This is a genomic window from Pseudomonas sp. 05N434 (assembly GCF_056396965.1).
The window spans coordinates 1-26,330 of the sequence record NZ_JBFTMK010000057.1; the positions used below are offsets into that span (position 1 = coordinate 1).

20 protein-coding genes and 1 pseudogene are annotated in these 26,330 nt (G+C 59.9%); 4 read left to right on the forward strand and 17 right to left on the reverse strand.

All coding sequences use genetic code 11. The features are described from left to right. Positions 1-1,126, reverse strand: a 1,126-nt coding sequence (locus AC1DLB_RS06215) for a type II secretion system F family protein (protein WP_477784740.1), incomplete at its 3' end; no start/stop codon positions are given. A gap of 2 nt (positions 1,127-1,128) precedes the next feature. Beyond that, a complete protein-coding gene (gene pilB / locus AC1DLB_RS06220) occupies positions 1,129-2,829 on the reverse strand; it encodes a type IV-A pilus assembly ATPase PilB (RefSeq protein WP_477784741.1) in 1,701 nt (566 codons plus the stop codon). Positions 2,830-3,055: 226 nt separating this feature from the next. On the opposite strand from pilB, the gene AC1DLB_RS06225 reads away from it, so the two are divergent. Continuing rightward, entirely contained in the window at positions 3,056-3,466 is a 411-nt protein-coding gene (locus tag AC1DLB_RS06225; protein WP_019650990.1) for a pilin, read from the forward strand. Positions 3,467-3,792: 326 nt separating this feature from the next. Continuing rightward, the gene (locus AC1DLB_RS06230; protein WP_064620389.1) at positions 3,793-4,149 is read left to right on the forward strand and encodes a BON domain-containing protein; all 357 of its coding nucleotides are present in this window, start codon (positions 3,793-3,795) and stop codon (positions 4,147-4,149) included. Positions 4,150-4,322: 173 nt separating this feature from the next. On the opposite strand, the gene AC1DLB_RS06235 is transcribed toward AC1DLB_RS06230, so the two are convergent. The 15 genes and pseudogenes from AC1DLB_RS06235 to dksA form a co-directional block, all read right to left on the reverse strand. After that, positions 4,323-4,619, reverse strand: coding sequence for a DUF2845 domain-containing protein (locus AC1DLB_RS06235; RefSeq protein ID WP_477743885.1), 297 nt, complete (start codon positions 4,617-4,619; stop codon positions 4,323-4,325). Further along, positions 4,619-7,624, reverse strand: coding sequence for a DUF748 domain-containing protein (locus tag AC1DLB_RS06240; RefSeq protein ID WP_477784742.1), 3,006 nt, complete (start codon positions 7,622-7,624; stop codon positions 4,619-4,621). Before AC1DLB_RS06240 ends, AC1DLB_RS06235 begins: the two co-directional genes overlap by 1 nt. 61 nt (positions 7,625-7,685) lie before the next feature. Then, positions 7,686-8,702, reverse strand: coding sequence for a class I SAM-dependent rRNA methyltransferase (locus AC1DLB_RS06245; protein WP_064620380.1), 1,017 nt, complete (start codon positions 8,700-8,702; stop codon positions 7,686-7,688). A 196-nt stretch (positions 8,703-8,898) separates the two neighbouring features. Beyond that, positions 8,899-10,836, reverse strand: a complete 1,938-nt coding sequence (gene acs, locus AC1DLB_RS06250) for an acetate--CoA ligase (protein ID WP_477784743.1) — start codon at positions 10,834-10,836, stop codon at positions 8,899-8,901. Between the two features lie 230 nt (positions 10,837-11,066). Then, positions 11,067-12,731: a glucose-6-phosphate isomerase gene (gene pgi / locus AC1DLB_RS06255; protein ID WP_064620373.1), complete on the reverse strand. Its 1,665-nt coding sequence runs from the start codon at positions 12,729-12,731 to the stop codon at positions 11,067-11,069. A 228-nt stretch (positions 12,732-12,959) separates the two neighbouring features. Continuing rightward, on the reverse strand, positions 12,960-13,340 hold the full coding sequence (gene panD / locus AC1DLB_RS06260) for an aspartate 1-decarboxylase (RefSeq protein ID WP_008153310.1): 381 nt from the start codon (positions 13,338-13,340) through the stop codon (positions 12,960-12,962). A gap of 199 nt (positions 13,341-13,539) precedes the next feature. After that, positions 13,540-14,313, reverse strand: a pseudogene (gene panC / locus AC1DLB_RS06265) (pantoate--beta-alanine ligase); the annotation flags it as partial. Beyond that, positions 14,310-15,110, reverse strand: a complete 801-nt coding sequence (gene panB / locus AC1DLB_RS06270; RefSeq protein WP_018930198.1) for a 3-methyl-2-oxobutanoate hydroxymethyltransferase — start codon at positions 15,108-15,110, stop codon at positions 14,310-14,312. The gene panB and the pseudogene panC, both read right to left, overlap by 4 nt. Before the next feature lie 272 nt (positions 15,111-15,382). Continuing rightward, positions 15,383-15,868: a 2-amino-4-hydroxy-6-hydroxymethyldihydropteridine diphosphokinase gene (gene folK, locus AC1DLB_RS06275; protein ID WP_019650997.1), complete on the reverse strand. Its 486-nt coding sequence runs from the start codon at positions 15,866-15,868 to the stop codon at positions 15,383-15,385. A gap of 3 nt (positions 15,869-15,871) precedes the next feature. Continuing rightward, entirely contained in the window at positions 15,872-17,272 is a 1,401-nt protein-coding gene (locus tag AC1DLB_RS06280) for a polynucleotide adenylyltransferase PcnB (protein WP_018930200.1), read from the reverse strand. A gap of 866 nt (positions 17,273-18,138) precedes the next feature. Next, positions 18,139-19,578, reverse strand: coding sequence for a sigma-54-dependent transcriptional regulator (locus AC1DLB_RS06285; protein ID WP_477784744.1), 1,440 nt, complete (start codon positions 19,576-19,578; stop codon positions 18,139-18,141). A 22-nt stretch (positions 19,579-19,600) separates the two neighbouring features. After that, positions 19,601-22,555 (reverse strand): sensor histidine kinase, encoded by a 2,955-nt coding sequence (locus AC1DLB_RS06290; RefSeq protein WP_477784745.1) that lies wholly within the window; start codon positions 22,553-22,555, stop codon positions 19,601-19,603. Beyond that, entirely contained in the window at positions 22,539-22,715 is a 177-nt protein-coding gene (locus tag AC1DLB_RS06295; protein WP_003176118.1) for a hypothetical protein, read from the reverse strand. Before AC1DLB_RS06295 ends, AC1DLB_RS06290 begins: the two co-directional genes overlap by 17 nt. 77 nt (positions 22,716-22,792) lie before the next feature. Continuing rightward, positions 22,793-23,689, reverse strand: coding sequence for a tRNA glutamyl-Q(34) synthetase GluQRS (gluQRS, locus tag AC1DLB_RS06300; protein ID WP_018930204.1), 897 nt, complete (start codon positions 23,687-23,689; stop codon positions 22,793-22,795). Between the two features lie 219 nt (positions 23,690-23,908). Then, positions 23,909-24,349, reverse strand: a complete 441-nt coding sequence (dksA, locus tag AC1DLB_RS06305; protein ID WP_477784746.1) for an RNA polymerase-binding protein DksA — start codon at positions 24,347-24,349, stop codon at positions 23,909-23,911. 333 nt (positions 24,350-24,682) lie between these two features. On the opposite strand from dksA, the gene AC1DLB_RS06310 reads away from it, so the two are divergent. Together AC1DLB_RS06310 and sfsA are read left to right on the forward strand one after the other, a co-directional pair. After that, a complete protein-coding gene (locus AC1DLB_RS06310; protein WP_064620364.1) occupies positions 24,683-25,855 on the forward strand; it encodes a pyridoxal phosphate-dependent aminotransferase in 1,173 nt (390 codons plus the stop codon). After that, positions 25,855-26,330: DNA/RNA nuclease SfsA (gene sfsA, locus AC1DLB_RS06315; protein WP_477784747.1), on the forward strand; the 476-nt coding region annotated here is incomplete at its 3' end. The genes AC1DLB_RS06310 and sfsA, both read left to right, overlap by 1 nt.

Genomic DNA, 26,330 nt, shown 5'->3' on the forward strand with positions numbered 1-26,330 from the left:
CCATCAGGCTGGTCAGGTTATCGACCATGTTGTCCACCTCGGCCTCGTAGAAACTCGCGACCTTGTCGAGCATGTCGTCCAGCGCGCCGGACTCTTCGCCAATGGCCGTCATCTGGATCGCCATGGTCGGAAAGATACCGGAGGTACGCATGGAAAAATTCAGCTGCATGCCGGTCGAAACGTCCTGCTTGATGCGCAACACCGCTCGCTTGAACACGATATTGCCGGTCGCGCCCGCCACTGACTCAAGGGCTTCGACCAGTGGCACGCCGGCGGCAAACGTCGTCGACAGGGTGCGGGCGTAACGGGCCACGGCGGACTTGTACATGAGCGCGCCAACCAACGGCAGTTTCAGCAGCCAGGTGTCCGTCCGGTCGCGAAAGCCCGGGGAATTCTTGAAGGCATGGCGCAGGCCGAAGATCCCCCCAGCCAACACGCCGAGTATCATCCACCACCAGTCCTGCATGAACTCCGACAAGCCGATGACCATCACGGTGAACGCCGGCAGTTCGGCGCCGAACCCCGAGAATACCGACTGGAATTGCGGCACAACCTTGACCAGCAGAATGCCGGTCACAATGATTGCGACGAACACCACGGCCAGCGGGTAGGTCATGGCTTTCTTGATCTTGGCCTTGAGGCTTTCGCTCTTTTCCTTGTAGGTCGCCACCCGTTCCAGCAGGGTATCCAGGGCACCGGCCTGCTCGCCGGCGTCCACCAGGTTGCAGTACAGCTCGTCGAAATACTGGGGCTTTTTGCGCAGGGCCGCGGCGAAGCTGTTACCGGCCGCGACTTCCTGTTTCACCTCGTCCACCAGCTTGCGCATGTTCGGGTTATCGAAGCCCTCGCCGATGATCTCGAACGATTGCAGGAGCGGTACGCCGGCTTTCATCATGGTCGCCATCTGCCGGGTAAACAGGGCGATGTCCAAGGGTTTGATGCGCTTGCCGGCACTGAAAATGGACGCGTACTTTTTCCGCACCTTGCCCGGATTGATGCCCTGCTTGCGCAACTGGGCCTTGATCAGCGCTGGATTTTGTCCGGTCAACTCGCCGGTCATTTTCGCACCTTTGCGATCCGTGCCTTCCCAGGCATACACGCTGATTTTCGCTGCTTTGACCGCCATATTCAGTCCTTCGTGACCCGGTTGATTTCTTCAAGGCTGGTGATGCCTTGCATGGCCTTGAGCAAGCCCGACGTGCGCAGGTCGTTGAAGCCGTCCTTGCGCATCTGGAGGTCGATCTCCAGTGAATTGCCTTCGGCCATGATCAGCCGTTGCAGGTCAGGAGTGTTCTTCACCACTTCATAAATCCCCACTCGCCCTTTGTAGCCAGCATTGCATTGATTGCAACCGACCGGTTCATAGATCGTGAATGAGCCGATGCGTTCCTCGGGGAAGCCTTCCTTGAGCAGCGTCTCGCGGGGAATCTCGATGGGTTTCTTGCAATGGCTGCACAACTTGCGCGCCAGGCGCTGGGCAATGATCAGGCTGACCGAGGTCGCAATGTTGAAGCCCTGAATCCCCATGTTGTGCAGGCGGGTCAGGGTTTGCGCAGCGCTGTTGGTGTGCAGGGTGGAAAGCACCATGTGCCCGGTCTGGGCGGCCTTGATGGCAATTTCGGCAGTTTCGAGGTCGCGGATTTCGCCGACCATGATCACGTCCGGGTCCTGGCGCAGAAACGAGCGCAACGCCTGGGCGAAGTCCATTCCCTGCCTGGGATTGACGTTGACCTGGTTGACGCCCTCCATGTTGATTTCCACCGGGTCTTCGGCAGTGGAGATGTTGATGTTGACGGTGTTGAGGATGTTCAGTCCGGTATAGAGCGACACGGTCTTGCCTGAACCGGTGGGCCCGGTCACCAGGATCATCCCCTGTGGTTGCTTGAGGGCGGCCATGTACAGGTCTTTCTGCTCCGGCTCATAGCCGAGGGCATCGATGCCCATTTGCGCGCTGGACGGATCAAGGATCCGGATCACCACTTTTTCGCCCCACAGGGTCGGCAGGGTGTTGACCCGGAAGTCGATGGACTTGCTCTTGGACAGGCGCATCTTGATTCGCCCGTCCTGGGGTTTGCGCCGCTCGGAGATGTCGAGACTGGCCATGACTTTGAGCCGGGAAGCAATGCGGTTGGCCAGTTGCGTTGGTGGCTTGGCAACTTCATGCAGGATGCCATCGGTGCGCATCCGCACGCGGTAGGTTTTTTCGTAGGGTTCGAAATGCAGGTCGGAAGACCCGCTCTTGATCGCATCGAGCAACATCTTGTGGACGAAGCGCACCACGGGCGCGTCATCGGTGTCCTGTCCGCCGATGGCGTCCTGTTTCTGGTCGTCGACCGACTCGATGTCCAGACCGTCGAGGTCGACATCGGCCATCTCTTGCAGGTCGGTGGCGTGGCTGTCGAAGAATCTTTCGATGGCGTCGCTAAGCTTGTCCTCTTCGACCAGGATGGCTTCGGTGTTCAGCCCGGTACTGAACTGGATGTCGTTGATGACCTGTTGATTACTCGGATCGGAAACCCCCACGAACAGTTTGTTGCCGCGTCGCCAGAGGGGTAGGGCGTGGTGCTGGCGGATCAGTTTTTCGCTGACCAGCCCCTTGGGTTGGGTGTCTTTTTCCAGGCAGTTGAGGTCCAGCAGGGCCATGCCGAAATGCTCCGAAGCCACCTCGGCGACCTGCCAGCTTTTCAGCAGTTTGTTTTGCACCAGATAACTGACCAGTGAGACTCGATCGCGTTGGGCTTGCTGATACGCCTGTTGCGCACTTTGATCGGTGATCAGCTCGRCCAGCACCAATTGCTTGGCCAGACCGCTAAGGRCAATGTCATTCATTGGGATTCCGGACGCAGGCGGTTAATGACTTATAGCCTAGTCAAACAGTGGAACCAAACCAGCCGAGGTGAGGTGACAAAAAATGTCAGAAAGTGCGGATCCTGGGGGTACGAAAGGTCTTTGTCGTGATCCCGAGCCCAGTCTGCAGGGGCGCATACGACTTGGCATGACCTGTGCTGCACCCTCTACAGATCATGAGATTTCGACTCATGCATGGAGCCTGTCTATGAAAAATCAAAATGGTTTTACCCTGATCGAACTGCTGATCGTGGTGGCGATCATCGGGATTCTGGCGACGTTTGCGTTGCCGCAGTATTCGAAGTACCAATCACGGGCGAAAGTTACCGCTGCGCTTGCAGAAATCTCGGCACTGAAGGTGCCTTTTGAAGACATTATGAATCAGGGTACAGATCCTACCCTCGCTTTGATCGGCGGTACGGCGACTACAGGTAACTGCACGATTACGGCATCGGGTACCACCGCTACCGGTGTGGGCACTATTGCCTGCACGATCCTCAATGCTCCAGGGCCTGTGCTCAGCAAGACCATTACGCTTTCGCGTACCCTCGCCGGTGGCTGGACATGCGCCACCACGGCTCTACAAGAGTACGCACCTAAAGGCTGCACCGGTACCTGATCCATATCACCCGGCATAAACAATGCCCCGCTTCTCACGACGCGGGGCATTTTTGTTGGTCATTTGGGCGGGGGGCGATTCGGATGATCACGAAAACCCCCGACAATTCATGCCCTTAGGCCTGCGTTAAAACCCGCAACTTGCATGTAGATAATGTCGCACTCATGCATTTTGCATGATTTCGAAAGTTGTCATTTTTATTAAGTTGTTGATTTATAGGTATTTATTTTTTGGTTGCTAGTTGGCACAGCGTTCGCACTCTCTCTGGTAACCCTGCTGACAAGACGACACGCAGCAGACTTTCCAGAAGAACAGGAGTTACTCGTATGAAAAAGTTCGCTATCGCTGCCGCTACTGCTACCGCGCTGACCCTGACGATGGCCAACGCTGCATTCGCCCAGACCAGCCATACCACCCAGGCTCCCATGACGCTGGCCGCCGGTGAAGTGACCAAAGCCAAGGAAGCTACTTCCGATACCTGGATCACGACCAAAGTCAAAGCAGACCTGGTGACTGAAAAAGGCATCCCGGGTACCGACATCAAAGTTGAAACCAACAAAGGCGTCGTGTCGCTGTCGTCCACTGTTGCGGTGACTGAAGCTCAGAAAGCCACCGCCGTGGCCATTGCCAAGAAAATCAAAGGCGTCAAAGCGGTGTCCGCTGACGGCCTGAAAGCCGAGTAAGGCAAGGCTTCTCGCCTGGACCGGGAGAAGATGCGGCAGGCGGGCCAGGTCATACGTCTGTCGCTTTTTGAGAGTTCATGCGAAAGGCCATATGGACGTGGCCGTTACAGGCCCCGACATTCGTGTCGGGGCCTGTTCTATTGGGAGCAACGCAAAAAACTGTGGGGGCGAGTTCAGTTACCGCGCTTGCTGGTGATTTGAACCAACCGGTTTCCTTCAAAGCGCAGGTACTGGTACATCCCGCCGTTGGGCCCGTAGGTCCATTCCTCGACCTGAAACTCTTCCCGTCGATTGGCGCTGCGCTTGTAGCCAAGCAGGTCGCGGGCGACGGGCTCTCCGCATTTTTGCAGCACTTCGCTGGACCTGTCCCCGACGCTGATCAATTGACTGCCGCAGCGCAGGGTATCGGCCGCCGCAGCTTGGCCGGCAGCCAATACCAGGGCCAGGCTCATAAGCCATTGCACGCCCATCACTCGGCATCCAGATGCAAGGCCGTCACCACGCGGCCATCGCTTTCGGCCTCACCGAGGTTGGCGTCGATGAAGTACACGCGGTCATCGGCCAACTGCCCTTTGTCCACCAGGTAGTCCTTGATGCTGCTGGCCCGTTCCTGGCCCAGCTGACGCAACAGAACCTCGCTGGAGCTCCAGAAGCCGATCACGCTTTCGCGCATTTTTTTGCTGCGTTCTTCCTTGCCCAGATCCTTCCATTCCGCGGGCGGCTGGATCTTGAGGCGTGTGCGGTAGATTCCTTCGAGCAGCGGGCCTTTCTCGCTGTCCGGCACTTCCAGCATGGAGGCCTGGGCCGGCACTTTGTCACCGCGGCGCTGGAGCATTTTGTAGTAGTTGTACTGGTATTCCCGTTCCAGGCGTTGCTCGGCGAGCAGTGGGCCGTCGCTGCTCTTGGCGGCAGTGCCTTCGATTTCCAGGCGCAGGGCCGGACGCTCCTTGAGCGCCTGGGACAGTTTGATCAGTGTCGCTTCGGCTTCCTTGCTCAAGTCGCTCGAACCTGGTGCAAACGCCACGGTGCCCAGCTCCTCTGAACCGCCGCCGCTGACCAGCCCGCCAATCATTTTGAACGGCGCCGCGGCCGCCTTCACGATCAGATTGCGCAGGGTCTGCCAGATGATCGGCATGATGCTGAACTGCGGGTTGTTCAGGTCGCCGCTCACCGGCAGTTCGATGGAAATCTTGCCGTCGACATCCTTGAGCAAGGCAATCGCCAGTTTCAGCGGCAGGCTCACTGCATCCGGACTGTCGACCTTTTCACCCAGTTGCAGCTGCTCGACCACCACTTTGTTTTCGGCCAGGAGCTGACCGTTGGTGATCTTGTAATGCAGATCCAGATTGAGCCGGCCCTTGCGGATGCGGTAACCGGCGAACTTGCCGGAATAAGGCGTCAGGGTCGTCAGTTCCACCCGTCTGAAACTGGTAGCGATGTCCAGACTGGCCATTGGGTCGAACGGGTTGACCGAGCCCTTGATGGTCACCGGTGCATAGCGGTCGACCTTGCCTTTGACGTCGACGTTGGCCGGTTTTACGTGGCGGCTGTCGATGGTGCCGATCTGCCCGTTCAGTTGTTGGACGGCCGTGGCGAAGTTCGGTGTCAGGCTGAAGTCGGCGAAGTTTGCCGAACCGTCATTGATGGCGATGCTGCCAATGTGGATACCCAGTGGTTTTTCGTTTCCGGCTGCCGGTTTGGCTGCGGCAGTTGTGGTCGTTGTGGTCGTTGTGGCGCCGGAGTCGGCCGGTTGCGGGATCAGCAGGTCATCGATGTTGGTGGTGCGGTCATCGTTGATCATGAAGCGGGCATAGGGCTGGAACAGATTGACCTTGTCGAYCGACAGGCTGTCGCCGTGCTGATAGTTCAGGCCTTCGAGCGCCAACTGTTGCCACTTGAGGAAGTCACGGGTTTTCAGAGTGTCGAGGGTATGCAACTGATCGATCTGGGCTTTACCTGTAACACTGAACGCCAGCGGCTCGGTGCTTTTCAAGTCGACCGCCAGATCACTGCCCAGCATGCCGCTACGCAGTTCGAGGCGAATGAACGGATTGATGTAGGACTGGGCGACGCGCAGGTCGATATCCCTGGTCTGCACGTTCAGTTTGGCGCTGATCGGGGCCAGATTGACCGTGCCGTCCGCCATGATCTTGCCTTGCTTGCCCACGCCCGTGTCGAGCTTGAGGTTGAAAGGGGAGCCGTTGAGGCTGTCGAAATTCTGCAGGTCCAGGTTCAGCGGGCCGAGCTCCAGCGCTACGGCGGGTTGTGCCTTGCGGTCGGCCAGGTGCACCTGATAATTACGCAGTTGCACGTCTTTGAGCAGCACCTGCCAGGGTTTGCTCGGCGCGGTCGGTTCGGGCTTCGGTGAATCGGCTGCCGCGGGTGTGCTGGTGGGTTCGGCGTTGGCTTTGGCCGCCTGTTTGGACGGCTGGCTGGCGAACAGTTTTTGCCAATCGAGTTGCCCATCGGCTTCGAGGGCTGCCCAGGTTTCCAGTTTCTGGCTGCGGATCTTGCCGACCACCACTTGCTGTTTGGCCAGATCCACGGTGGTGTCGCTGATGTCCAGTCGTTCGAGCTTCACCAGAGGTCGGCCGTCCGGCGCCTTGATGGCGAAAGGCGCGACGCTGACGACGACGTTGTCCAGCAGCAGTTCGGTGCCTTTGTTCAGATTGAGTTTGTAGTCGGTGCTCAGGTTCAGGACGCCGTTTTCCAGGACCAGTGGCACAGCATCGCGCACATAGGGCCAGAAGGACTTCATCTTGCCATCGGTGATTTTCAGCTTACCTTCAGAGGCGATCGGGCTCAGGCTGAAATTGCCGGTCCAGTCGATCTGCCCGCCGGCGGGGCCGACCGCGACCAGGGTCATGTCGGCGTTGTCGTCGGGCAGGGTACTGAGGTTCTTCAGCTCGAAATCGAGTTTGTCGTAGAGGAATTCGATGGGCTCGCTGGGCCGGGCATCTTCGAAATGCACGTAGCCGCCGGCCAGTTTGATCCGCTCCACGCGCAGCGGGAAGGGTTTGGCGTTCGGGTCGACCGGGGTCGGTTCGCTGGCGGGGATTTTGAACAGCCCGAGAAGATTGAGCTGGCCGTCCTTGCCGAAGCGTATTTCGGTCTTGGGTTTGTCCAGTTCGATATCGGACAGGTGCAGCGCCTTGGTCCACAGGCTGTCGATCTGCAAGTTGGCGTACAGGCGTTCGAAGCCCACTTGTTCCTTGCCCGGCTCGCCGATGATCAGGCCCCAAAGGGTTACTTCAAGGCTGAACGGGTTGAGTTCGATCCGCGAAATTGTCGCGGGCGTCATGGCGTAGTTGGCCAATTGCTGGTTGGCRACCCGCAACGCGATGCCCGGCAAAATCAGAAACCCCAGCAGGCTGTAAAGGGCCAGGGCTGTTAACAAGGCGCCGATAGCGCGGATCAATCCTTTGGGCATGTGTGGCTTCATCTGTCGGAATCGGAGTGCCTTGGAGTATGGCATGCGTTTGCGGTTCCGAAGCAATCACGCTTTATAGGCGTTGTCTGATAATGGGTGTGGATTTTCAGAGCTGCAGGATCAGCGTTTTCAGCGGCGGTTGTTGGTCCGTCGACGGAAAGTCGCTGCCCGGTGTCAGCGCTGTCCACTCACGCACCGGGCGTCCGGCCTTCTCTGCGCAGCGCAGCACCTGTTCGCGCCAATCGTCCATGCTGACCTTCGCCAGGTTGTTGCAGCAGATCAACACGCCATTGTCGGCAGTGGTCAGCAGCGCCGGTTTGAGCAGGCTCTGGTAATCGCGCAACAGATCGACCGTGCCGAAAGCACTCTTGGCCCAGGCCGGTGGATCGAGCAGTACCAGATCATATTGACGCGGCTCCAGGCGCTGATAGCTCGGCAGTTTTTGCCCGCGACGCTGGCTGATCGGCAGGCCGGCCAATTGACGAATCGCCGGGAAGTAATCGGACTGGATGAACTCCATGGTCGGCAATTGCGGGTTGAGCAGACCGTTTTCGCGGCCGACCGCCAGGTTGCCTTCGGCAAAGTCCAGGTTGCACACCTCGCTGGCACCACCGGCCGCAGCGCAGAGACCGACGCCACAGGTGTAGGCAAACAGGTTCAGCACACTTTTGTTTTTGCTGTGCGCCTTGACCCAGCCGCGGGCGTTGCGCAGGTCGAGAAACAGCAACGGATCCTGGCCGGCATGGCGCCCGCGAACCCGGTAGTTCAGCCCCCATTCGTGGCCGATCAAGTCTTGCAGGGCGGCCTCGTCGGCGCGGTAGACGGTGTCTTCGCGGTCGATGCGCGAGTTGCCGCGGGAGCGGTCGTTGTAGACCAGCAGGCTATCGAGGCCCAGCTGTTGATTGACGATTTCGTGCAATTGCAGCAGGGCGTCACGCTCCAGTGACTGATGAAAGCTTTGCACCAGCAGTTGCGGGCCATAGCGGTCGATGGTCAAGCCGCCGGCACCTTCCTGGCTGCCGTGGAACAGGCGATAGCAATCGGTGCCTTGCTGATGCAGCTCGGCGAGCAGGTCCTGGCGACGATCAAGGGCGGCGCACAGCGCCTGATTCAAGGAAGACATGCTGGGCGCCTTGCTGGAGGGAATTGAGGGCGCGGGAGTTTAACACTGTGGCGAGGGGGCTTGCCCCCGTTCCAGTGCGCAGCACTGGCAAAAATTCGAGGGAGCGCCAAGCTTTTTGGGCCGCTTCGCTGCCCAACGGAGGCAAGCCCCCTCGCCACAATAAGCCTCACAGCGCGGCCGGTGGCCGCGCGCAACATTATTGGTTCAGGCGTTGATCAATCAGCCCTTGCACCACGCTTGGGTCGGCGAGGGTCGAGGTGTCGCCGAGGCTGTCCAGTTCGTTGCAGGCGATCTTGCGCAGGATCCGTCGCATGATCTTGCCCGAACGGGTTTTCGGCAGGGCCGGGGCCCACTGGATCAAGTCCGGTTTGGCGAAGCTGCCGATTTCCTGGCTGACATGGGCCAGCAGTTCTTTCTTCAGATCGTCGTTGGGGTCGACGCCGTTCATGGGTGTGACGAAGGCGTAGATGCCCTGGCCTTTGATGTCATGGGGGTAACCGACCACGGCGGCCTCGGCAATGCTGTCGTGCAGCACCAGCGCGCTCTCCACTTCGGCGGTGCCGATGCGGTGCCCGGAGACGTTAATCACGTCGTCGATGCGCCCGGTGATCCAGTAATCGCCGTCCTCGTCGCGGCGTGCGCCATCGCCGGTGAAGTAGTAGCCGGGGTAGGGCTTGAAGTAGGTTTCGACCATCCGTTTCGGATCGCCGTAGACGCTGCGGATCTGCGCCGGCCAGCTGGACTTGATGGCCAGCACGCCGCTGCCGGCGCCTTTGATTTCTTTGCCGTGCTCATCGAGCAACACCGGTTGCACACCGAACATCGGTTGGGTGGCGCAACCGGGTTTGACCCGTTGGGTGCTGACCAGCGGGCTGAGCATGATGCCGCCGGTTTCGGTCTGCCACCAGGTATCGACAATCGGGCAGCGTTGCTCGCCGACTGTATTGAAGTACCACTCCCAGGCTTCCGGGTTAATCGGCTCACCGACAGTACCTAGTAAGCGCAGGCTCTCGCGGGATGTTTCCTTCAACGGCCCGGGACCTTCACGCATCAACGCGCGCAGGGCGGTCGGGGCGGTGTAGAAGATGTTGACGTGGTGCTTGTCGATCACCTGCCAGAAGCGCGAGGTGCTGGGGTAGCTCGGTACGCCTTCGAAGATCAGCGTGGTCGCGCCGTTGGCCAACGGCCCGTAGACAATGTAGCTGTGGCCGGTGACCCAGCCGACATCGGCGGTGCACCAGAAGACTTCACCGTCGCGATAGTCGAGCACGTATTTGAAGGTCATCGCCGCTTGCAGCAGGTAGCCGCCGGTGGTGTGCAGCACGCCTTTGGGTTTGCCGGTGCTGCCGGAGGTGTAGAGGATAAACAGCGGGTCTTCGGCGTCCATCGGCTCTGGCGGGCAATCGTCACCGACATCGCGCAGGGCCTGGTGATACCAGAGGTCGCGGTCTTCAACCCAATTCACCTGGTTTTGGGTGTGCTCGACCACGATCACACTGCTGACGTGCGGACAACTTTGCAGGGCCTTGTCGACGTTCTGTTTGAGCGGTACGAATTTACCGCCGCGCACGCCTTCATCGGCGGTGATTACGGTGCGGCAGTCGGCGTCGAGGATCCGGTCACGCAGTGAGTCCGGGGAGAATCCGCCGAACACCACCGAATGAATCGCGCCGATCCGCGCACAGGCGAGCATGGCGTAGGCGGCTTCAGGGATCATCGGCATGTAGATGCACACGCGGTCGCCTTTCTTCACGCCACGGCTTTTGAGCACGTTGGCCAGTCGACAGACGTTGTGATGGAGTTTTTTGTAGGTGATCTGGATGKATTCGGCGGGGTCATCGCCTTCCCAGATGATCGCGGTTTGATCGCCACGCTTTTCCAGATGACGATCGATGCAGTTGTAGCTGACGTTTAACTTTCCGCCGGCAAACCAGCTTGCGTCACCGGTTTTCAGGTCGTACCGCTGAACGGTCTGCCACGGCGTGCTCCAGTCGAGGAACCGTGTGGCCTGTTCGGCCCAGAAGGTGCTGGGGTGTTCAATGGATTCACGGTACAGGCGCTTGTAGTCGTCCTGACTCAACTGTGCAGCCCGGCGGACGGCATCGGCTTTGGGGAACGTGCTGATATCGAACATGACGGTTCCTTATTCTTGTTTTGCGACAAGAGGGGAGCTGCGCGACCCTCGCAGGAGCTGCCGAAGGCTGCGATCTTTTGATCTTGTCTTTTACAACCAGGATCAAAAGATCGCAGCCTTCGGCCGCTCCTACAGTGATAGCGCACGCCACCGATTTTGCAGTAAACCCGGTGCCGTGGAACTGTCGGTGCTGCAAGTTGAAGGGGCGGGTAAACCGCCCCTTCAGCCTATCACCCGCGGTGACGACCGCGGAAGTAGTTGATCAGGCCTTGGGTGGAAGCATCGTCGGCCGGGGTTTCTTCGCTGCCGACCAGGCGGTTATAGACGCCTTTGCCCAGCTCTTTACCCAACTCCACGCCCCACTGGTCGAAGGCATTGATGCCCCAGACCACGCTTTGCACGAAGACTTTGTGTTCGTACAACGCCACCAGTGCGCCAAGACGCCGCGGGCTGATGCGTTCGAGCACAAGGGTGTTGCTCGGACGGTTGCCCGGGATCACCTTGTGCGCAGCCAGCTTTTGCACTTCATCCTCGGCCATACCCTTGTCACGCAGTTCGGCTTCAGCCTCGGTGCGGGTCTTGCCGAGCATCAATGCCTGGCTTTGCGACAGGCAGTTGGCGTACAGCCACTGGTGGTGGTCGGACACCGGGTTGAAACTGACGATCGGCACGATGAAGTCGGCCGGGATCAGTTGGGTGCCCTGGTGCAGCAACTGGTGGTAAGCGTGCTGACCGTTGCAGCCGACGCCGCCCCAGATGACTGGGCCGGTATCGGTGGACACTGGCGTGCCGTCCTGGCGCACGCTCTTGCCGTTGGATTCCATGTCCAGCTGTTGCAAGTGCTTGGTGATGTTGCGCAGGTAGTGGTCGTACGGCAGGATCGCGTGGCTCTGCGCGCCCCAGAAGTTGCCATACCAGATGCCGAGCAATGCCAGCAATACCGGCATGTTCTGTTCGAATGGCGCGCTCTGGAAATGCTGGTCCATGGTGTATGCACCGGACAGCAGTTCCTTGAAGTTCGACATGCCGATGGCCAGGGCAATTGGCAAACCGATGGCCGACCACAGCGAGTAACGGCCGCCGACCCAGTCCCACATCGGGAAGATGTTCTCTTCACGAATACCGAACGCCACGGCCGCCGCGTTGTTGCTGGAGACGGCAATGAAGTGACGGTACAGCTCGGCTTCCGAACCGCCCTGAGCCAGGTACCAGGCGCGGGCGGCCTGGGCGTTTTTCAGGGTTTCGAGGGTGTTGAAGGATTTCGACGAGACGATGAACAGCGTGGTCTCGGCGCGCAGCTTCATGGTCAGTTCGTGGAATTCACTGCCGTCGATGTTCGCCAGGTAATGGCAACGCACGCCTTTCTGGGCGTAGGACAGCAGCGCTTCGGACACCAGCTCGGGGCCGAGGAACGAGCCACCGATGCCAATGTTCACAACGTCGGTGATCGGCTTCTCGGTGTAACCGCGCCACAGACCGTCGTGGATACGGCCCACGAGATCGGTGATCTGGTTCAGCACTTTGTGCACGTCGGGCATCACGTTGACGCCGTTGACCGACAGCTTGTCGCCCACCGGACGGCGCAGTGCGGTGTGCAGGGCCGGGCGTCCTTCGGAAGCGTTGACGATTTCGCCCGAGAACAGCGCTTTGATCGCGCCCTTGAGGTCGACTTCGTTGGCCAGGCCCACCAGCAGATTGCGGGTCTCGGCGTTGATCAGGTTCTTCGAGTAGTCGAGAAACAGGCCGCAGCTGCTGAGGGTGAATTGATTAAAACGCTGCGGATCGGCATTAAAGGCTTCGCGCATGCTGAAATCCTGCATGGCTTGGCGGTGGTCATTCAGCGCTTGCCAAGCGGGCAGAGCGGTAACGTCGTGAGGAGTGCGGTAATACGCCATCGCTGCGGTTTTCCTTTTACTTGAACGGCCTTTTGAACACTAAAAATCCCGGAGCGCTGTGGGTGGGCGTCCGGTCAACTGCGTCGACACGATTTCTGGCGCAGGGCGAATACAGTAAACCTCGCGCTGCAATCTGTCTTGACTTTGTCTGACCTGCTCCCGGTACTTTTTTAACATTTAACCAGGAGCGGTCCGACAAACGGAAAGCTGGCAGGGGGGGCGGGGCGGTCAGGCGACCTGAACCGGAATGGCATTGCTGGTGTGGCTCAGTTCGTTGCCCGGCGCCATGTAGAGCATGCGCGGCTTGAAGTTGAGCAGTTCGGCTTCGCTGTAGTGGGCGTAAGCGCAGATGATCACGCGGTCGCCGACCTTGGCCTTGTGGGCCGCGGCACCGTTGACCGAGATCATGCGCGAACCTTCTTCGCCACGAATCGCGTAGGTGGTGAAGCGTTCGCCGTTGTCGATGTTGTAGATCTGGATCTGTTCGTACTCACGGATGCCGGACAGGTCCAGCCATTCGCCGTCGATGGCGCAAGAGCCTTCGTAATCGAGTACAGCATGGGTGACTTCGGCGCGATGCAGCTTGGCCTTGAGCATGATGGCGTGCATGAGTGTTTCCCCGGGTCGGAATCGAACGGGGGGCAGTTTGCCCGAAGGCTTTGTGGGCGGCAATACAGTCTGGAAACGACGCAGATCTAATGTGGGAGCGGGCCTGTGGCGAGGGGGCTTGCCCCCGTTGGGCTGCGAAGCAGCCCCAAACCCTGCTAGCCACCAAAGATCTTGTGAGTGCTATGCACTCAAACGGGGGCTCTTGCGCTGTCGCCGGACGCAAGGTCAGCGCATGGCGAATTTCCAGGTAATCCGGACGCAGGCCAGCGGCTTCCAGTTGCTTGATCTGCTCGTTGATCAGCGTCGGGTAATCGCGCTCGCCCTGTTTGATCGCGTCGCTGATCCGGGTCAGGGTGCGATAGACCTCTGGTGCGATGGCCCGCTGTTCTTCGCTGAGGAAACCATTGCGTGACGACAACGCCAGACCGTCGGCGGCCCGTACGGTCGGTTCGCCGATGATCTGGATCGGCATGTTCAGGTCGTGCACCAGGGCGCGAATCACCGCCAGTTGCTGGAAGTCTTTCTGGCCAAAGATCGCCAGGTCCGGCTGGACCATGTTGAACAGCTTGCTGACTACCGTCGCCACCCCTTCGAAATGCCCCGGACGGCTGGCGCCGCACAGGCCTTCAGACAGTTGCGGAACGCTGACGCGGGTCTGGCCGGCCATGCCGTCGGGGTACATTTCTTCGACGGTTGGGGCAAACAGCAGATGGCAACCGGCCTGGAGCAGTTTCTCCTGATCGGCGGCCAGGGTCCGCGGGTATTTGTCGAGGTCTTCGCCGGCGCCGAATTGCAGCGGGTTGACGAAAATGCTCGCGACCACGAAATCCACCCGTTGGGTGGCTTTGGTAATCAGCGCGATATGCCCGCTGTGCAGGTTGCCCATGGTCGGCACAAAGCCGATGCGCTTGCCTTCGCTACGGGCGCGGGCCACCGCGGCCCGCAGTTCGCGTACGGTTTTTACGGTGTTCATGCAGAGAATCCGTGTTCGATGCCAGGGAAAGTCGCCGCTTTGACTTCAGTGACGTAAGCGCTCAAGGCTGCTTGAATGCTGGTTTGGTCGGTCATGAAGTTCTTCACGAACTTTGGCACGCGGCCGGTCATGGACAAGCCCAGCATGTCGTGCAGAACCAGTACCTGACCGTCGGTGCCACTGCCGGCGCCGATGCCAATCACCGGGATCTTCACCGCCTGGCTGATTTCTTCGGCCAATTCGCTCGGCACGCATTCGAGCAGCAGCATGGCCGCGCCGGCCTGTTCCAGGGAAATTGCGTCGGCACGCATCTGCCGCGCCTGGTTCTCGTTGCGGCCCTGGACTTTATAGCCGCCGAGGATGTTGACCGATTGCGGTGTCAGCCCCATGTGCGCGCACACCGGGATGCCGCGTTCGGCCAGCAGACGGATCGAGTCCGCGAGCCACAATGCCCCTTCAACCTTGACCATGTGCGCACCGGCCTGCATCAACAGGGCGCTGTTGGTCATGGTTTGTTCAATGGTGGCGTAGGCCATGAAGGGCAGGTCGGCGAGGATCAGGGCATCGGTGTTGCCGCGTTTGACGGCTGCCACGTGGTAGGCCATTTCAGCAGTGGTCACCGGCAGGGTGCTGTCGTGACCTTGCAAGACCATGCCGAGGGAGTCGCCCACCAGCAGCACTTCAACCCCGGCCTCATTGCAGGCGTGGGCGAAGGTCGCGTCATAGCAGGTCAGCATGGTGATCTTTTCACCTGTCTGCTTGAGGCTCTGGAGCGTGGTCAGGGTGATGGCTGGCATGAAAAAAATCCTCATTACAGGCGCTATGAAAACTACTGCGAGTAACGCGCGTGATTCGTCATTTATACAGGCGCACCCTCTTTCGTGGTGCTTGTAAGGCCTGGACTGCGCCCTTTAGCGCCGCGTTGGCGGCAGCGGGACGCCTATAGTCGTGAGGAGAACCCGGGAAGTCAATTGCATGTGTTACCGCATTGTTACGTGGGGGGTGTTACCGACGTTACTGATGCGATTCAGCAGATTTGCGATGGGCTTGTATCGTCAAAAGCGGCAACTCAGGCTGCCGGGAGGCGTTCCAGGCCGACGAACGGGCAGGCGGCGAGTAATTCTGCGAGGGTGCGGCCGTCAGCCAGGCGCAAATCCGCCGGTGCCAGTTCGGCCAACGGATAGAGCACAAAGGCTCGTTCCTGCAGGTGATAGTGAGGGACTTTGAGGCGCGGTTCGTCGATCAGTCGATCGCCGAACAACACGATGTCCAGATCCAGCGTGCGCGGGCCCCAGCGTTCAAGGCGCTGGCGGCCTTGTCCGTTCTCGATGGCTTGCAGGGCATCGAGCAGCTCCAGCGGCGCGAGGCGGCTGTCGAGAGCGGCGACCGCGTTGGTATAACGCGGTTGGCCGGGCAGCAGCGAGTCGCTTTGATAAAACCCGGAAACACCGACCAGTTCGGTCTGCGGCAAGCGTGCCAAGGCCTCGACAGCGCTGCGCAACTGTTCGGCAGGGTCAGCCAGATTGCTGCCCATGCCGATGTAGATGCGTTCCATGGCTTATTCGCCTGTCGTGCTCGAAGCGCCGGCAGCGCGTTTGCGTTTGGCGCCGCCACTGCGGCGACGTTTGCGCGGAGCACCGCTGCCGTCGTCCTTGCCGCTGAGTTCGCGGATCATGTCCCGACGTTCGCTGTCGTTGGCGTCCTGATAGTCGGTCCACCATTCGCCCAGGCCATCAGTCTGTTCGCCAGCGCTTTCGCGCAGCAGCAGGAAGTCGTAGCCGGCACGGAACCGCGGGTTGTCCAGCAACAGGTCGGCCCGCTTGCCGCTGCGGCGCGGCAGACGCTCCTGCATGTCCCATATCTCGCGGATCGGCATGGTGAAGCGTTTCGGAATCGCAATACGCTGGCACTGTTCGGCAATCAACTCGTGCGCCGCTTCCTGCATCGCCGGAATCGGCGGCATGCCACGTTCTTGCAAGCGCAGCACGCGGGCCGGCAGGGCAGGCCAGAGCAGGGCGGCGAACAGGAACGCCGGGGTGACCGGTTTGTTCTGCTTGATCCGCAAGTCCGTGTTGATCAGTGCTTCACTGATCAGCGTGTGGGTGTACGTCGGGTTGTATTCCAGCGCCTCGGCACTGGCCGGGAACAGCGGATCGAACAACTGCAGGTCGACCAGCATCTCGAAGGTGTCCGCGGCGTGGCCGGAGAGGAACAGCTTGAGCACTTCTTCGAACAGACGGGCTGATGGAATCTCGCGCAGCATCGGTGCCAGATCGCGGATCGGCAGGGCGCTGTGCTTCTCGATACCGAAATTCAGCTTGGCGGCGAAACGCACGGCCCGCAGCATCCGAACCGGGTCCTCCTGGTAGCGCTGCTTCGGATCGCCGATCAGGCGGATCAGGTGATTGCGGATGTCGTGTACGCCATTGGCGTAGTCGAGAATGCGCTCGCTGACCGGATCGTAATACAAGGCGTTGATGGTGAAGTCGCGGCGTTGCGCGTCTTCTTCCAGGGTGCCGTAGACGTTATCGCGCAGGATGCGCCCGCTTTCGTTGCGGGAAGACTGGTTGCTGTCTTCGTCCTCGTCGTTTTGCGGGTGATTGGCGCGGAAGGTCGCGACTTCGATGATTTCGCGGCCAAAGTGGATATGCACCAGTTTGAAGCGACGACCGATGATCCGCGCGTTGCGGAATTCGGCCCGTACCTGTTCAGGGGTGGCACTGGTGGCGACGTCGAAATCTTTCGGCGTGATGCCGAGCAGCATGTCACGCACACAGCCGCCGACCAGGTAAGCCTGGTAACCGGCGTTCTGCAAGCGTTCGACGATGTTGACCGCGTAACGGCTGAATTGCGCCTTTTGCAGCGAATGTTGGCCGCTATTGAGCACTTCAGGCGTGCTGCGGATGTGTTGCGTACGACGCAGGGGAGAACGGAATGACTGGAACAGCTTCTTCAGCATGGGATGCACTGTTTGAAGGAATGTTCGGCCATAACGAAGAATGACCGCATGATGGGCCGGGATTCTAGCATTTAGTCGGGGGATGGTGTAGGAAGCTGCGCAAGCGCTTGAAGGGAGATGTCTTGAGGGGCGGTTTTGTAGCAGCTGCCGAGCCTGCGTTCGGCGGCGAAGCCGTCGTAAAACCAGAAATTGCGGTGTGTCAGTAGGAACCGGTTGCCCGTATTAGCGACTGCTGCGCAGTCGAACGCAGCCTCGCACTGCTCGGCAGCTGCTACAAGGCAGAGAATGCCAAACGCCAGAAACCACAAGGGGAGCCGAAGCTCCCCCAGAAGTAGTTGCGTGCTCTATTTTTATTATTGGTTTCGGGCTTCTTGTTTTTGTTGAGCGCCCTCGCCATGAAGTTTTCCTTCATGACCCTCCCAATCGGGAGCCAAGAGCAAACGGATTGCTTTGGTCGCTGTGTTGCTATGATCGTGTGATCCAACCAGTTCAGGCACTGCCTAGGGACAGTTTTTTATTATTCTCGGCCTGGTTGCGGGGCAAGCCCCAAATGCAACGCCTCTCCAAAAGAATCAGTTAGCTACGCCTCTCGCCGTCTTGTTTTTATTGTGCGTGAGTCGATTCGTCTTATTTTTATTGTCTTGTGCATTACTTGTTATTGTTCTTGTACTGAACATATAGCAGGGTGCGTGCCAACTTTTGTGAGGCCCAGTAAAACAAGGGGTTAGGCGGGCTAATGGTGTTTTTCGAGGCCAAAAAAAACCGGGGCTTCGTTACCGTAAGCCCCGGCTTCTGTTACGTGAAAAAGCTGAGGTAACAGTTTTTCCACAATGTCACGTGTTACCCGCGCATCTGACAGGCGCGGTTCAGCTCTCGCTGGCCACCCCGGTTTTGCGCCGCGGGATGCCCAGGCGCTGACGGCGTTCCCACAAGCATTTGCGACTGACCCCGAGCTTGCGGGCCAGTTCGGTTTCGGTCATGTGATCCTGATGCTCGAGCACGAAGTGCTGGAAGTAGTCTTCCAGGGACAGATCTTCGGTCGGTTCGTGGCTGGTGTTACCGGCGCTGTTGCCCTGCTGGGGCGCGAGGCCGATGAAATCGTCGTCTTCCAGATCGCTGAGTTCGATGTCGATGCCCAGCAGCTCGGCGGAAATCTCCGGGCTCTCGCACAGAATCACCGCGCGCTCGACCGCGTTTTCCAGTTCGCGAACGTTACCCGGCCAGGAGTAATGCCGAATTGCTTGCTCGGCATCCAGGGCGAATTTCAGATCGGTGCGGTTGACCCGCGCGCTCTGCCGCGCCAGGAAGGCATTGGCAATTTCATTGACGTCCGCACCGCGCTCGCGCAGGGCCGGCAGTTTCAGGGCGATCACGTGGAGGCGGTAATACAAGTCTTCACGGAACTGGCCGATCTTCGCCAGGCTCTTGAGGTCCCGGTGGGTCGCGGCGATCAGGCGTACAYCGACCTTCTGCGACTGGACCGAGCCAACCCGGCGGATTTCACCTTCCTGCAATACGCGTAACAGGCGGGCCTGGGCTTCCAGTGGCAATTCACCGATTTCATCGAGGAACAAGGTGCCGCCGTCAGCCGCTTCCACCAACCCGGCACGCCCGGCGCTGGCGCCGGTAAACGCGCCTTTCTCGTGGCCGAACAGTTCGGACTCGATCAGGCTTTCCGGGATGGCTGCGCAGTTCACCGAAATCATCGGCGCCTTGGCGCGTTTGGACAGGTTGTGCAGGGCACGTGCTACCAGTTCTTTACCGGTACCGGACTCGCCCTGGATCAGGACATTGGAATCGGTCGGCGCGACTTTACGGATTTTGCTGTACAGGTCCTGCATCGGCGGGCAAGAGCCGATGATGCCGATTTCGCCGTTGCTGTTGTCGACACCACTTTTTGCTGCGGCGCCATTGGACGCTTTGCCGACAACCGGCTCACCGCTGGCTTGCGCCGATTGCCGGTCACGCAGGATTCGCGCGACGGCCTGGAGCATCTCGTCGTGATCGAAAGGCTTGGCGATGTAGTCCACCGCGCCCATTTTCATGGAGTCGACGGCCGAACGCAGGCTGGCGTAACTGGTCATGATCAGCACCGGAGTGCCCAGGCCGAGTTTGATCAACTCGGTACCCGGCGCGCCCGGCAGGCGCAGGTCACTGACGATCAGGTCAAACGTGGGAATGCTGAAACGCTCTTGTGCTTCCTGCACGGATCCGGCTTCGCTGACCTGGTACTGGTTACGTTCCAGCAGACGGCGCAAGGCGGAGCGGATAATTGTTTCGTCTTCGACGATCAAAATGTGCGGCATTGATTCGATACTCTCGACGGTCTCAGTTCACAGCGGACGTCGCTTCGACATGACGCGGTAAGGTCACCCGGATACGGGTGCCGCGTTGGCTTTGAACATCAGCCGGGCTGTCGATGGTGATTTGTCCATAATGCTCTTCAACGATGGAATAGACCAGTGCAAGGCCCAGACCGGTGCCTTCGCCAGGATCCTTGGTGGTGAAGAAGGGTTCGAACAGTCGGTCCATGATGCTCGAGGGAATACCGCTGCCTTCGTCTTCGACGATCAGATCGACCGTGTGTTCGCCGGCTTCGCTCTTGACGCGCACTGCACTGCCCGGAGGCGAGGCGTCACGGGCGTTTGAGAGCAGATTGATCAATACCTGGGCGAGCCGCTGCGGGTCGCCTTCGACCCAGTGATCGGGGTCGCACAGGTTGTAGAACTGTACTTCGAAATTGCGCCGGTTCAAGGCCAGCAGGCCGATGGCATCCTGGGCCACTTCCGCCAGACAAACGGGCTCGTCGCTGTGCTGATGAGCGCCCGCGTGGGCGAAGCTCATCAGCGACTGAACGATGCGTGACACGCGTTTGGTCTGCTCGAGGATCTGCCCGCTGATTTCCGTGAGTTCGGCGTCTTCTTCACGTTCTTCGCGCAGGTTCTGCGCGAGACAGGCAATGCCGGTGATCGGGTTGCCGATTTCATGGGCCACGCCGGCCGCCAGTCGGCCAATGCTGGCCAGGCGCTCGGAGTGCACCAGTTTGTCTTCGAGCATCTGGGTTTCGGTCAGGTCTTCCACCAGCAGCACCAGGCCGCTGTTACCCGGTGCCAGCGGTTCGTCGATCGCCGCTTTGTGCAGGTTCAGCCAGCGGGTCTGGCCATCGAGGGCCAGGTGCTGCTTGTGCAAGTGCTCGTCCGGCAGATTGATGAAGCCTTGCAGCAGCTCTTTCCACGGGTCGGCAATGGTGCTCAGGCGTGAACCGACCACACGCTGCGCGGCAATCCCGGTCAGCTCCTCCATGGCTTTGTTCCACATGAGGATTTCCTGATCCTTGGCCAGCGAGCACACGCCCATCGGCAATTCCTGCAGGGTTTGGCGGTGGTAGCGACGCAGGGCATCGAGTTCGGCGGCAAGGCCGGTGAGGCGCGAGTGGTAATCCTCGAGGCGACTTTCGATGAAGTGGATGTCTTCGGTGACGTAGTTTTCGCCGCCGGCCTTATAGGGCAGGAAGGTTTCGACCATGTCCTGCGCCACGCTCGGGCCCATCAGGCCGGAGAGGTTGGCTTCGATACGGTCACGCAAACGACGCAAGGCGTAAGGCCGGCGTTCGTCGAACGGCAGATAAAGGTCACGCAGCGCTTGTTCGACTTCTTTCTGCGCCGCCTTGGCACCCAGCGGTTTGGCCAGTTGCGTGGCGAATTCCTGAGGTGAGGCGGCATGCAGTTCGCGGCGTTGCGGGCGGCGAACGTTGTCCACTGCGCAGGCTTCGGCGGCGCTGGCCTCTTCGGGGCTGGCGTTGGTGAACAGTGAGATCAGGGTGAACATCAGCACGTTGGCGGCCAGCGAGGCAATCGCCGCCATGTGYCAGCTGGTGTCGTCCAGCACGTAAATCATGTTCAGCAACGGAATGTAGAAGCCTTGCAGATTGCCGACCAGTGGCAACAGCATGGTCACCAGCCACACCAGAATCCCCGCCAGGAGGCCGGCGATGAAGCCGCGACGGTTGGCGGTCGGCCAGTACAGCACCGACAACACGCCCGGCAGGAACTGCAACGTGGCGACGAAGGCGACGATGCCGAGGTTGGCCAGGTCCTGTTCCGCGCCCAGCATCAGGTAGAAACCGTAGCCGGCCATGATGATCGCGACGATCAGTGCCCGGCGGGTCCATTTCAGCCAGCGGTAGATATTGCCCTCGGCCGGCGGCTGATAGAGCGGCAGCACCAAGTGGTTCAGTGCCATCCCGGACAGCGCCAGCGTAGTAACGATGATCAGCCCGCTGGCTGCCGACAATCCACCGACATACGCCAGCAGCGCCAGGGCTTTGCTGTTGGCGGCGATGCCGATGCCCAGGGTGAAATATTCCGGATTGGTGGTGGCACCGAGTTTCAACCCGGCCCAGAGAATCAACGGCACTGCCAGGCTCATCAGTAGCAGGAACAGCGGCAAGCCCCAGCTCGCGCTGACCAGCGAACGCGGGTTGAGGTTTTCGGTAAAGGTCATGTGGTACATGTGCGGCATGACGATCGCCGAGGCGAAGAACACCAGCAGCAGCGTGCGCCATGGGCCTTCCTGCAGTGGCGTGTGCAGGGCGGCGAGGGCGGTCTGGTTTTGCAGCAGCCACAGTTCCAGCTGTTGCGGGCCGTCGAACACGCCATACAGCGCATACAGGCCGACGCCACCAATCGCGATCAGCTTGATCACCGACTCGAAGGCGATTGCGAACACCAGGCCTTCATGTTTCTCGCGGGTGGCGATGTGGCGCGAGCCGAAGAAAATCGTGAACAGCGTAATCAGCGCGCAGAAACTCAGGGCCACGCGATGCTGCACCGGCTCGCGGGTGAGGATGCCGATGGAGTCGGCCACCGCCTGAATCTGCAACGCCAGCAACGGCAGCACGCCGACCAGCATGAAAATCGTCGTCAGCGCACCGGCCCAGGTGCTGCGGAAACGGAACGCGAACAGGTCGGCCAGCGATGAGAGTTGGTAAGTGCGGGTGATTTTCAGGATCGGGTACAAAAGCACCGGCGCCAGCAGAAACGCCCCGGAAACCCCGAGGTAGCTGGACAGAAAACCGTAGCCGTACTGATAAGCCAGGCCCACCGTGCCGTAAAACGCCCAGGCACTGGCATAAACGCCCAGCGACAGGGTGTAGGTCAGCGGATGGCGAATGATCGCCCGGGGGATCATGCCCCGTTCACTGATCCAGGCTACGCCGAACAGCACCGCCAGGTACGCGGCGCTGATCAGGATCATCTGGGTCAGGCTAAAGCTCATCGGCATCTTTTTGGCTCTGCAGGATGAAGGTCACGACGATCAGAATCAGCCAGAGCAAATAAGGGCGATACCAGGCGCCAGTGGCGTCGATCCACCAATCCATGATGGCCGGGGAGAACAGATAAATCCCCACTACCAGGAGCAGGACCAAGCGATAGATGTACATCCCGGCCTCTCTCTTTTATGCGCGTGCCCGAAAACGTGCGGCGATGGTAACGGATGGGTGCGCCACTGCAAGTGGCATCACTGCAGTTGCGCTTCAGGCAACGTCAGTGTGCGCGGGATCAGCGACGCATCCCAGTGGGCAATGCCCCAATTCAGCACTTCCCGTGGCGTGGCGTCATTGAGTTCGATAACGGGAGTGTGCCCCAGCGCCCGCAATGCGCGCAGCAACAGCGGCGTAGCCTGATCTTCGGTCAGCGGCGGTGAGCGATAGGATTTGCCGAGTTTGTGGCCGTCCGGCTGGGTAATCAGCGGGATGTGCAAGTAGCGCGGTTGCGGCAGACCGAGCAGTTCTTGCAGATAGAGCTGGCGTGGCGTGGAGTCCAGCAGGTCGGCGCCGCGCACGATATCAGTGATGCCTTGCCAGGCATCGTCTAGCACCACCGCCAATTGATAGGCGTAGAGCCCGTCACGGCGACGAATCACGAAGTCACCCACCTCGCGGCCCAGGTGTTGACGGAATTCGCCCTGCACCCGGTCGATGAAGTGGTATTCCAGCTCCGGTACACGCACGCGGATTGCCGCATTTTCAGTGCCGTGCCCAGCGTTGCGGCAGAACCCGGGATAGATGCCGTGATACGGCTCCAGTTGCTTGCGCGAGCAGGTGCATGCGTAGGCCAGGCCCTGGCTGAACAGGCGATTGAGGACTTCAGCGTAGGCCGCGTGCCGGTCACTCTGTCGGACCATCTCGCCATCCCATTCGAAACCATAGCTTTCCAGCGCCTTGAGAATCGCCGCCTGAGCACCGGGCTCCTCGCGTGGCGGATCGAGATCCTCCATTCGCACCAGCCAGCGCCCGCCGACCGAACGGGCGTCGAGGTACGAGGCCAGCGCTGCAACCAGTGAGCCGAAGTGCAGATGCCCGCTGGGCGTGGGGGCGAAGCGCCCGATGTAGGCGGAAGAGGCGATGGCGGTCATAAGGGCGATGTCAGGCTGTCCAATCGTATTGAGCACGGCTTGAAGCCGCCTTCACGAGCAAGCTCAGCTCCTACAGGAGATTGCGCCAGCCTTTGTAGGAGCGAAGATTGTTCCGGGCGGCGATCCGACGAAGGCGATTTCGAAGTCGCAACAAATATCAGCAAATATCAGAAACAAAAACGGAGCGTTCGCACGCTCCGTCTTTCGTTCAAGTCGAGATTACTTGCCGACTTGCTTTTCCTTGATTTCCGCCAGGGTCTTGCAGTCAACGCACATGTCGGCGGTAGGACGGGCTTCCAGTCGCTTGACGCCGATTTCGACGCCGCAGGACTCGCACYAACCGTATTCTTCGTCTTCGATCAGTTGCAGGGTCTTGTCGATTTTCTTGATCAGCTTGCGCTCACGGTCGCGGGCGCGCAATTCGAGGCTGAATTCCTCTTCCTGGCTGGCACGGTCTGCCGGGTCAGGGAAGTTGGCCGCTTCGTCTTTCATGTGATCAACGGTACGGTCGACTTCCTGCATCAAGTCCTGTTTCCACTTGTTCAGGATCTTGGTGAAGTGAGCACGCATGGGTTTACCCATGTACTCTTCGCCCTTCACTTCTTTGTAGGGTTCGAAGCCGCTGATCGACTGATTTTGCTGCTTTGCTTGGGTGGGCATGAAATGGACCGCCTCTACTCTTGTAATCCATTGCGCAGGATTGCTCCATCACCGACACCTGCCGGCCCTGCGGCTGCAAGCGGGCGAACTTACCAGATCAAATCGGACCGCGCTACTCCCGGATGTCGAGCCCGCGGCCCGTGGTGCTTGCAAAAGATTGCAAAGCTTCGTCTGGTGGCTAAGGAGACCTGATCAATTATTGATTTTAGCCAAACCTGAGACATACGCTTGAATCGATTGAGACCAGCATTATATGGCTCTGACCGCTTTAGACTCTCGCTCGTTCCTGCGCTTGGGTAGAATCAATTCTTTTCCCCGTTGTAAGGAAGGCTAATGGCTCTGTCCTACAGTGCGCGCAGTCGCGCTATCGAACCGTTCCACGTTATGGCCCTGCTGGCGCGGGCCAACGAGCTGCAAGCGGCTGGCCACGACGTGATTCACCTGGAAATCGGCGAGCCGGACTTCACCACCGCCGAACCGATCATCCAGGCCGGCCAGGCCGCGCTGACGGCGGGGAAGACCCGTTACACCGCCGCTCGCGGCATTCCTGAGCTGCGTGAGGCCATTTCGGGTTTTTATCAGCAGCGTTATGGGCTGAACATCGATCCGCAACGCATCCTGATCACGCCTGGCGGTTCAGGCGCATTGCTGTTGGCCAGTGCCTTGCTGGTGGACCCAGGCAAGCACTGGCTGCTGGCCGACCCGGGTTATCCGTGCAACCGGCACTTCCTGCGCCTGGTGGAAGGTGCGGCGCAACTGGTGCCGGTCGGCCCGGACGTGCGTTATCAACTGACCCCGGACCTGGTCGCGCGTCACTGGGATCACGACAGCGTCGGCGCCCTGGTAGCATCGCCGGCCAACCCCACCGGGACCATCCTGACCCGTGATGAGCTGGCCGGGCTGTCCGCGGCGATCAAGGCTCGCCACGGTCATTTGGTGGTCGACGAGATTTACCACGGCCTGACTTACGGCACGGACGCGGCCAGCGTGCTGGAAGTCGATGACGGCGCTTTCGTCCTCAATAGCTTTTCCAAGTATTTCGGCATGACCGGCTGGCGCCTTGGTTGGCTGGTCGCACCTGAAGCAGCGGTCGGTGAACTGGAGAAGCTCGCCCAGAACCTCTACATCAGCGCACCGAGCATGGCCCAGCACGCGGCATTGGCCTGCTTCGAGCCCGCCACCATCAGCATTTTCGAGGAGCGCCGCGCCGAGTTCGGTCGACGTCGCGACTTCCTCCTGCCAGCCCTGCGGGAATTGGGTTTCGGTATCGCCGTAGAGCCGGAAGGCGCGTTCTATTTGTACGCCGATATCAGCAAGTTCGGCGGCGATGCCTTCGCGTTCTGCCGACACTTCCTCGAAACCGAGCATGTTGCAATTACTCCGGGCCTGGACTTCGGTCGTCATCAGGCCGGGCATCATGTGCGGTTTGCGTACACCCAAAGCCTTCCGCGCTTGCAAGAAGCAGTCGAGCGGATCGCCCGCGGTTTGAAGAGCTGGCAAGGCTGATGCGTTTTCATCCTCCCCTTGAAGAGGGGCGCTTGATTCGTCGTTACAAGCGTTTTCTTGCCGATATCGAAACCGTTGGCGGCGAGTTGCTGACCATTCACTGCCCGAACACTGGCTCGATGCTTAATTGCCAGGTCGAGGGCGGGCAAGTCTGGTTCAGCCGCTCCACCGACCCCAAGCGCAAGTTGCCCGGCACTTGGGAAGTTGGCGAAACCCCACAGGGGCGGCTGTTCTGTGTGAACACCGGGCGCGCCAACGGCTTGATCGAGGAAGCGTTGCAGGCTGGCGTCATCACCGAGTTGAACGGCTTTACCGAACTGAAGCGCGAAGTGGCCTATGGTCAGGAAAGCAGCCGTATCGATTTTCGTCTCGATTACCCGGGCGGGCCGGCTTATGTGGAAGTCAAAAGCGTCACCCTGGGCTTTGAGGGCTCGGCGGTGGCGGCAGTTCCTGACGCGGTGCCCCCGCGTGGGGC

Coding starts and splice junctions, on each gene's coding strand:
- AC1DLB_RS06280 (WP_018930200.1), bottom strand. CDS start 17,272: ATGCTGAAGAAGCTGTTCCAGTCATTCCGTTCTCCCCTGCGTCGTACG.
- gluQRS (WP_018930204.1), bottom strand. CDS start 23,689: ATGACCGCCATCGCCTCTTCCGCCTACATCGGGCGCTTCGCCCCCACG.
- AC1DLB_RS06235 (WP_477743885.1), bottom strand. CDS start 4,619: ATGGGCGTGCAATGGCTTATGAGCCTGGCCCTGGTATTGGCTGCCGGC.
- AC1DLB_RS06230 (WP_064620389.1), top strand. CDS start 3,793: ATGAAAAAGTTCGCTATCGCTGCCGCTACTGCTACCGCGCTGACCCTG.
- panB (WP_018930198.1), bottom strand. CDS start 15,110: ATGCCAGCCATCACCCTGACCACGCTCCAGAGCCTCAAGCAGACAGGT.
- AC1DLB_RS06245 (WP_064620380.1), bottom strand. CDS start 8,702: ATGTCTTCCTTGAATCAGGCGCTGTGCGCCGCCCTTGATCGTCGCCAG.
- folK (WP_019650997.1), bottom strand. CDS start 15,868: ATGGAACGCATCTACATCGGCATGGGCAGCAATCTGGCTGACCCTGCC.
- panD (WP_008153310.1), bottom strand. CDS start 13,340: ATGCACGCCATCATGCTCAAGGCCAAGCTGCATCGCGCCGAAGTCACC.
- AC1DLB_RS06295 (WP_003176118.1), bottom strand. CDS start 22,715: ATGTACATCTATCGCTTGGTCCTGCTCCTGGTAGTGGGGATTTATCTG.
- pgi (WP_064620373.1), bottom strand. CDS start 12,731: ATGGCGTATTACCGCACTCCTCACGACGTTACCGCTCTGCCCGCTTGG.
- AC1DLB_RS06225 (WP_019650990.1), top strand. CDS start 3,056: ATGAAAAATCAAAATGGTTTTACCCTGATCGAACTGCTGATCGTGGTG.
- AC1DLB_RS06310 (WP_064620364.1), top strand. CDS start 24,683: ATGGCTCTGTCCTACAGTGCGCGCAGTCGCGCTATCGAACCGTTCCAC.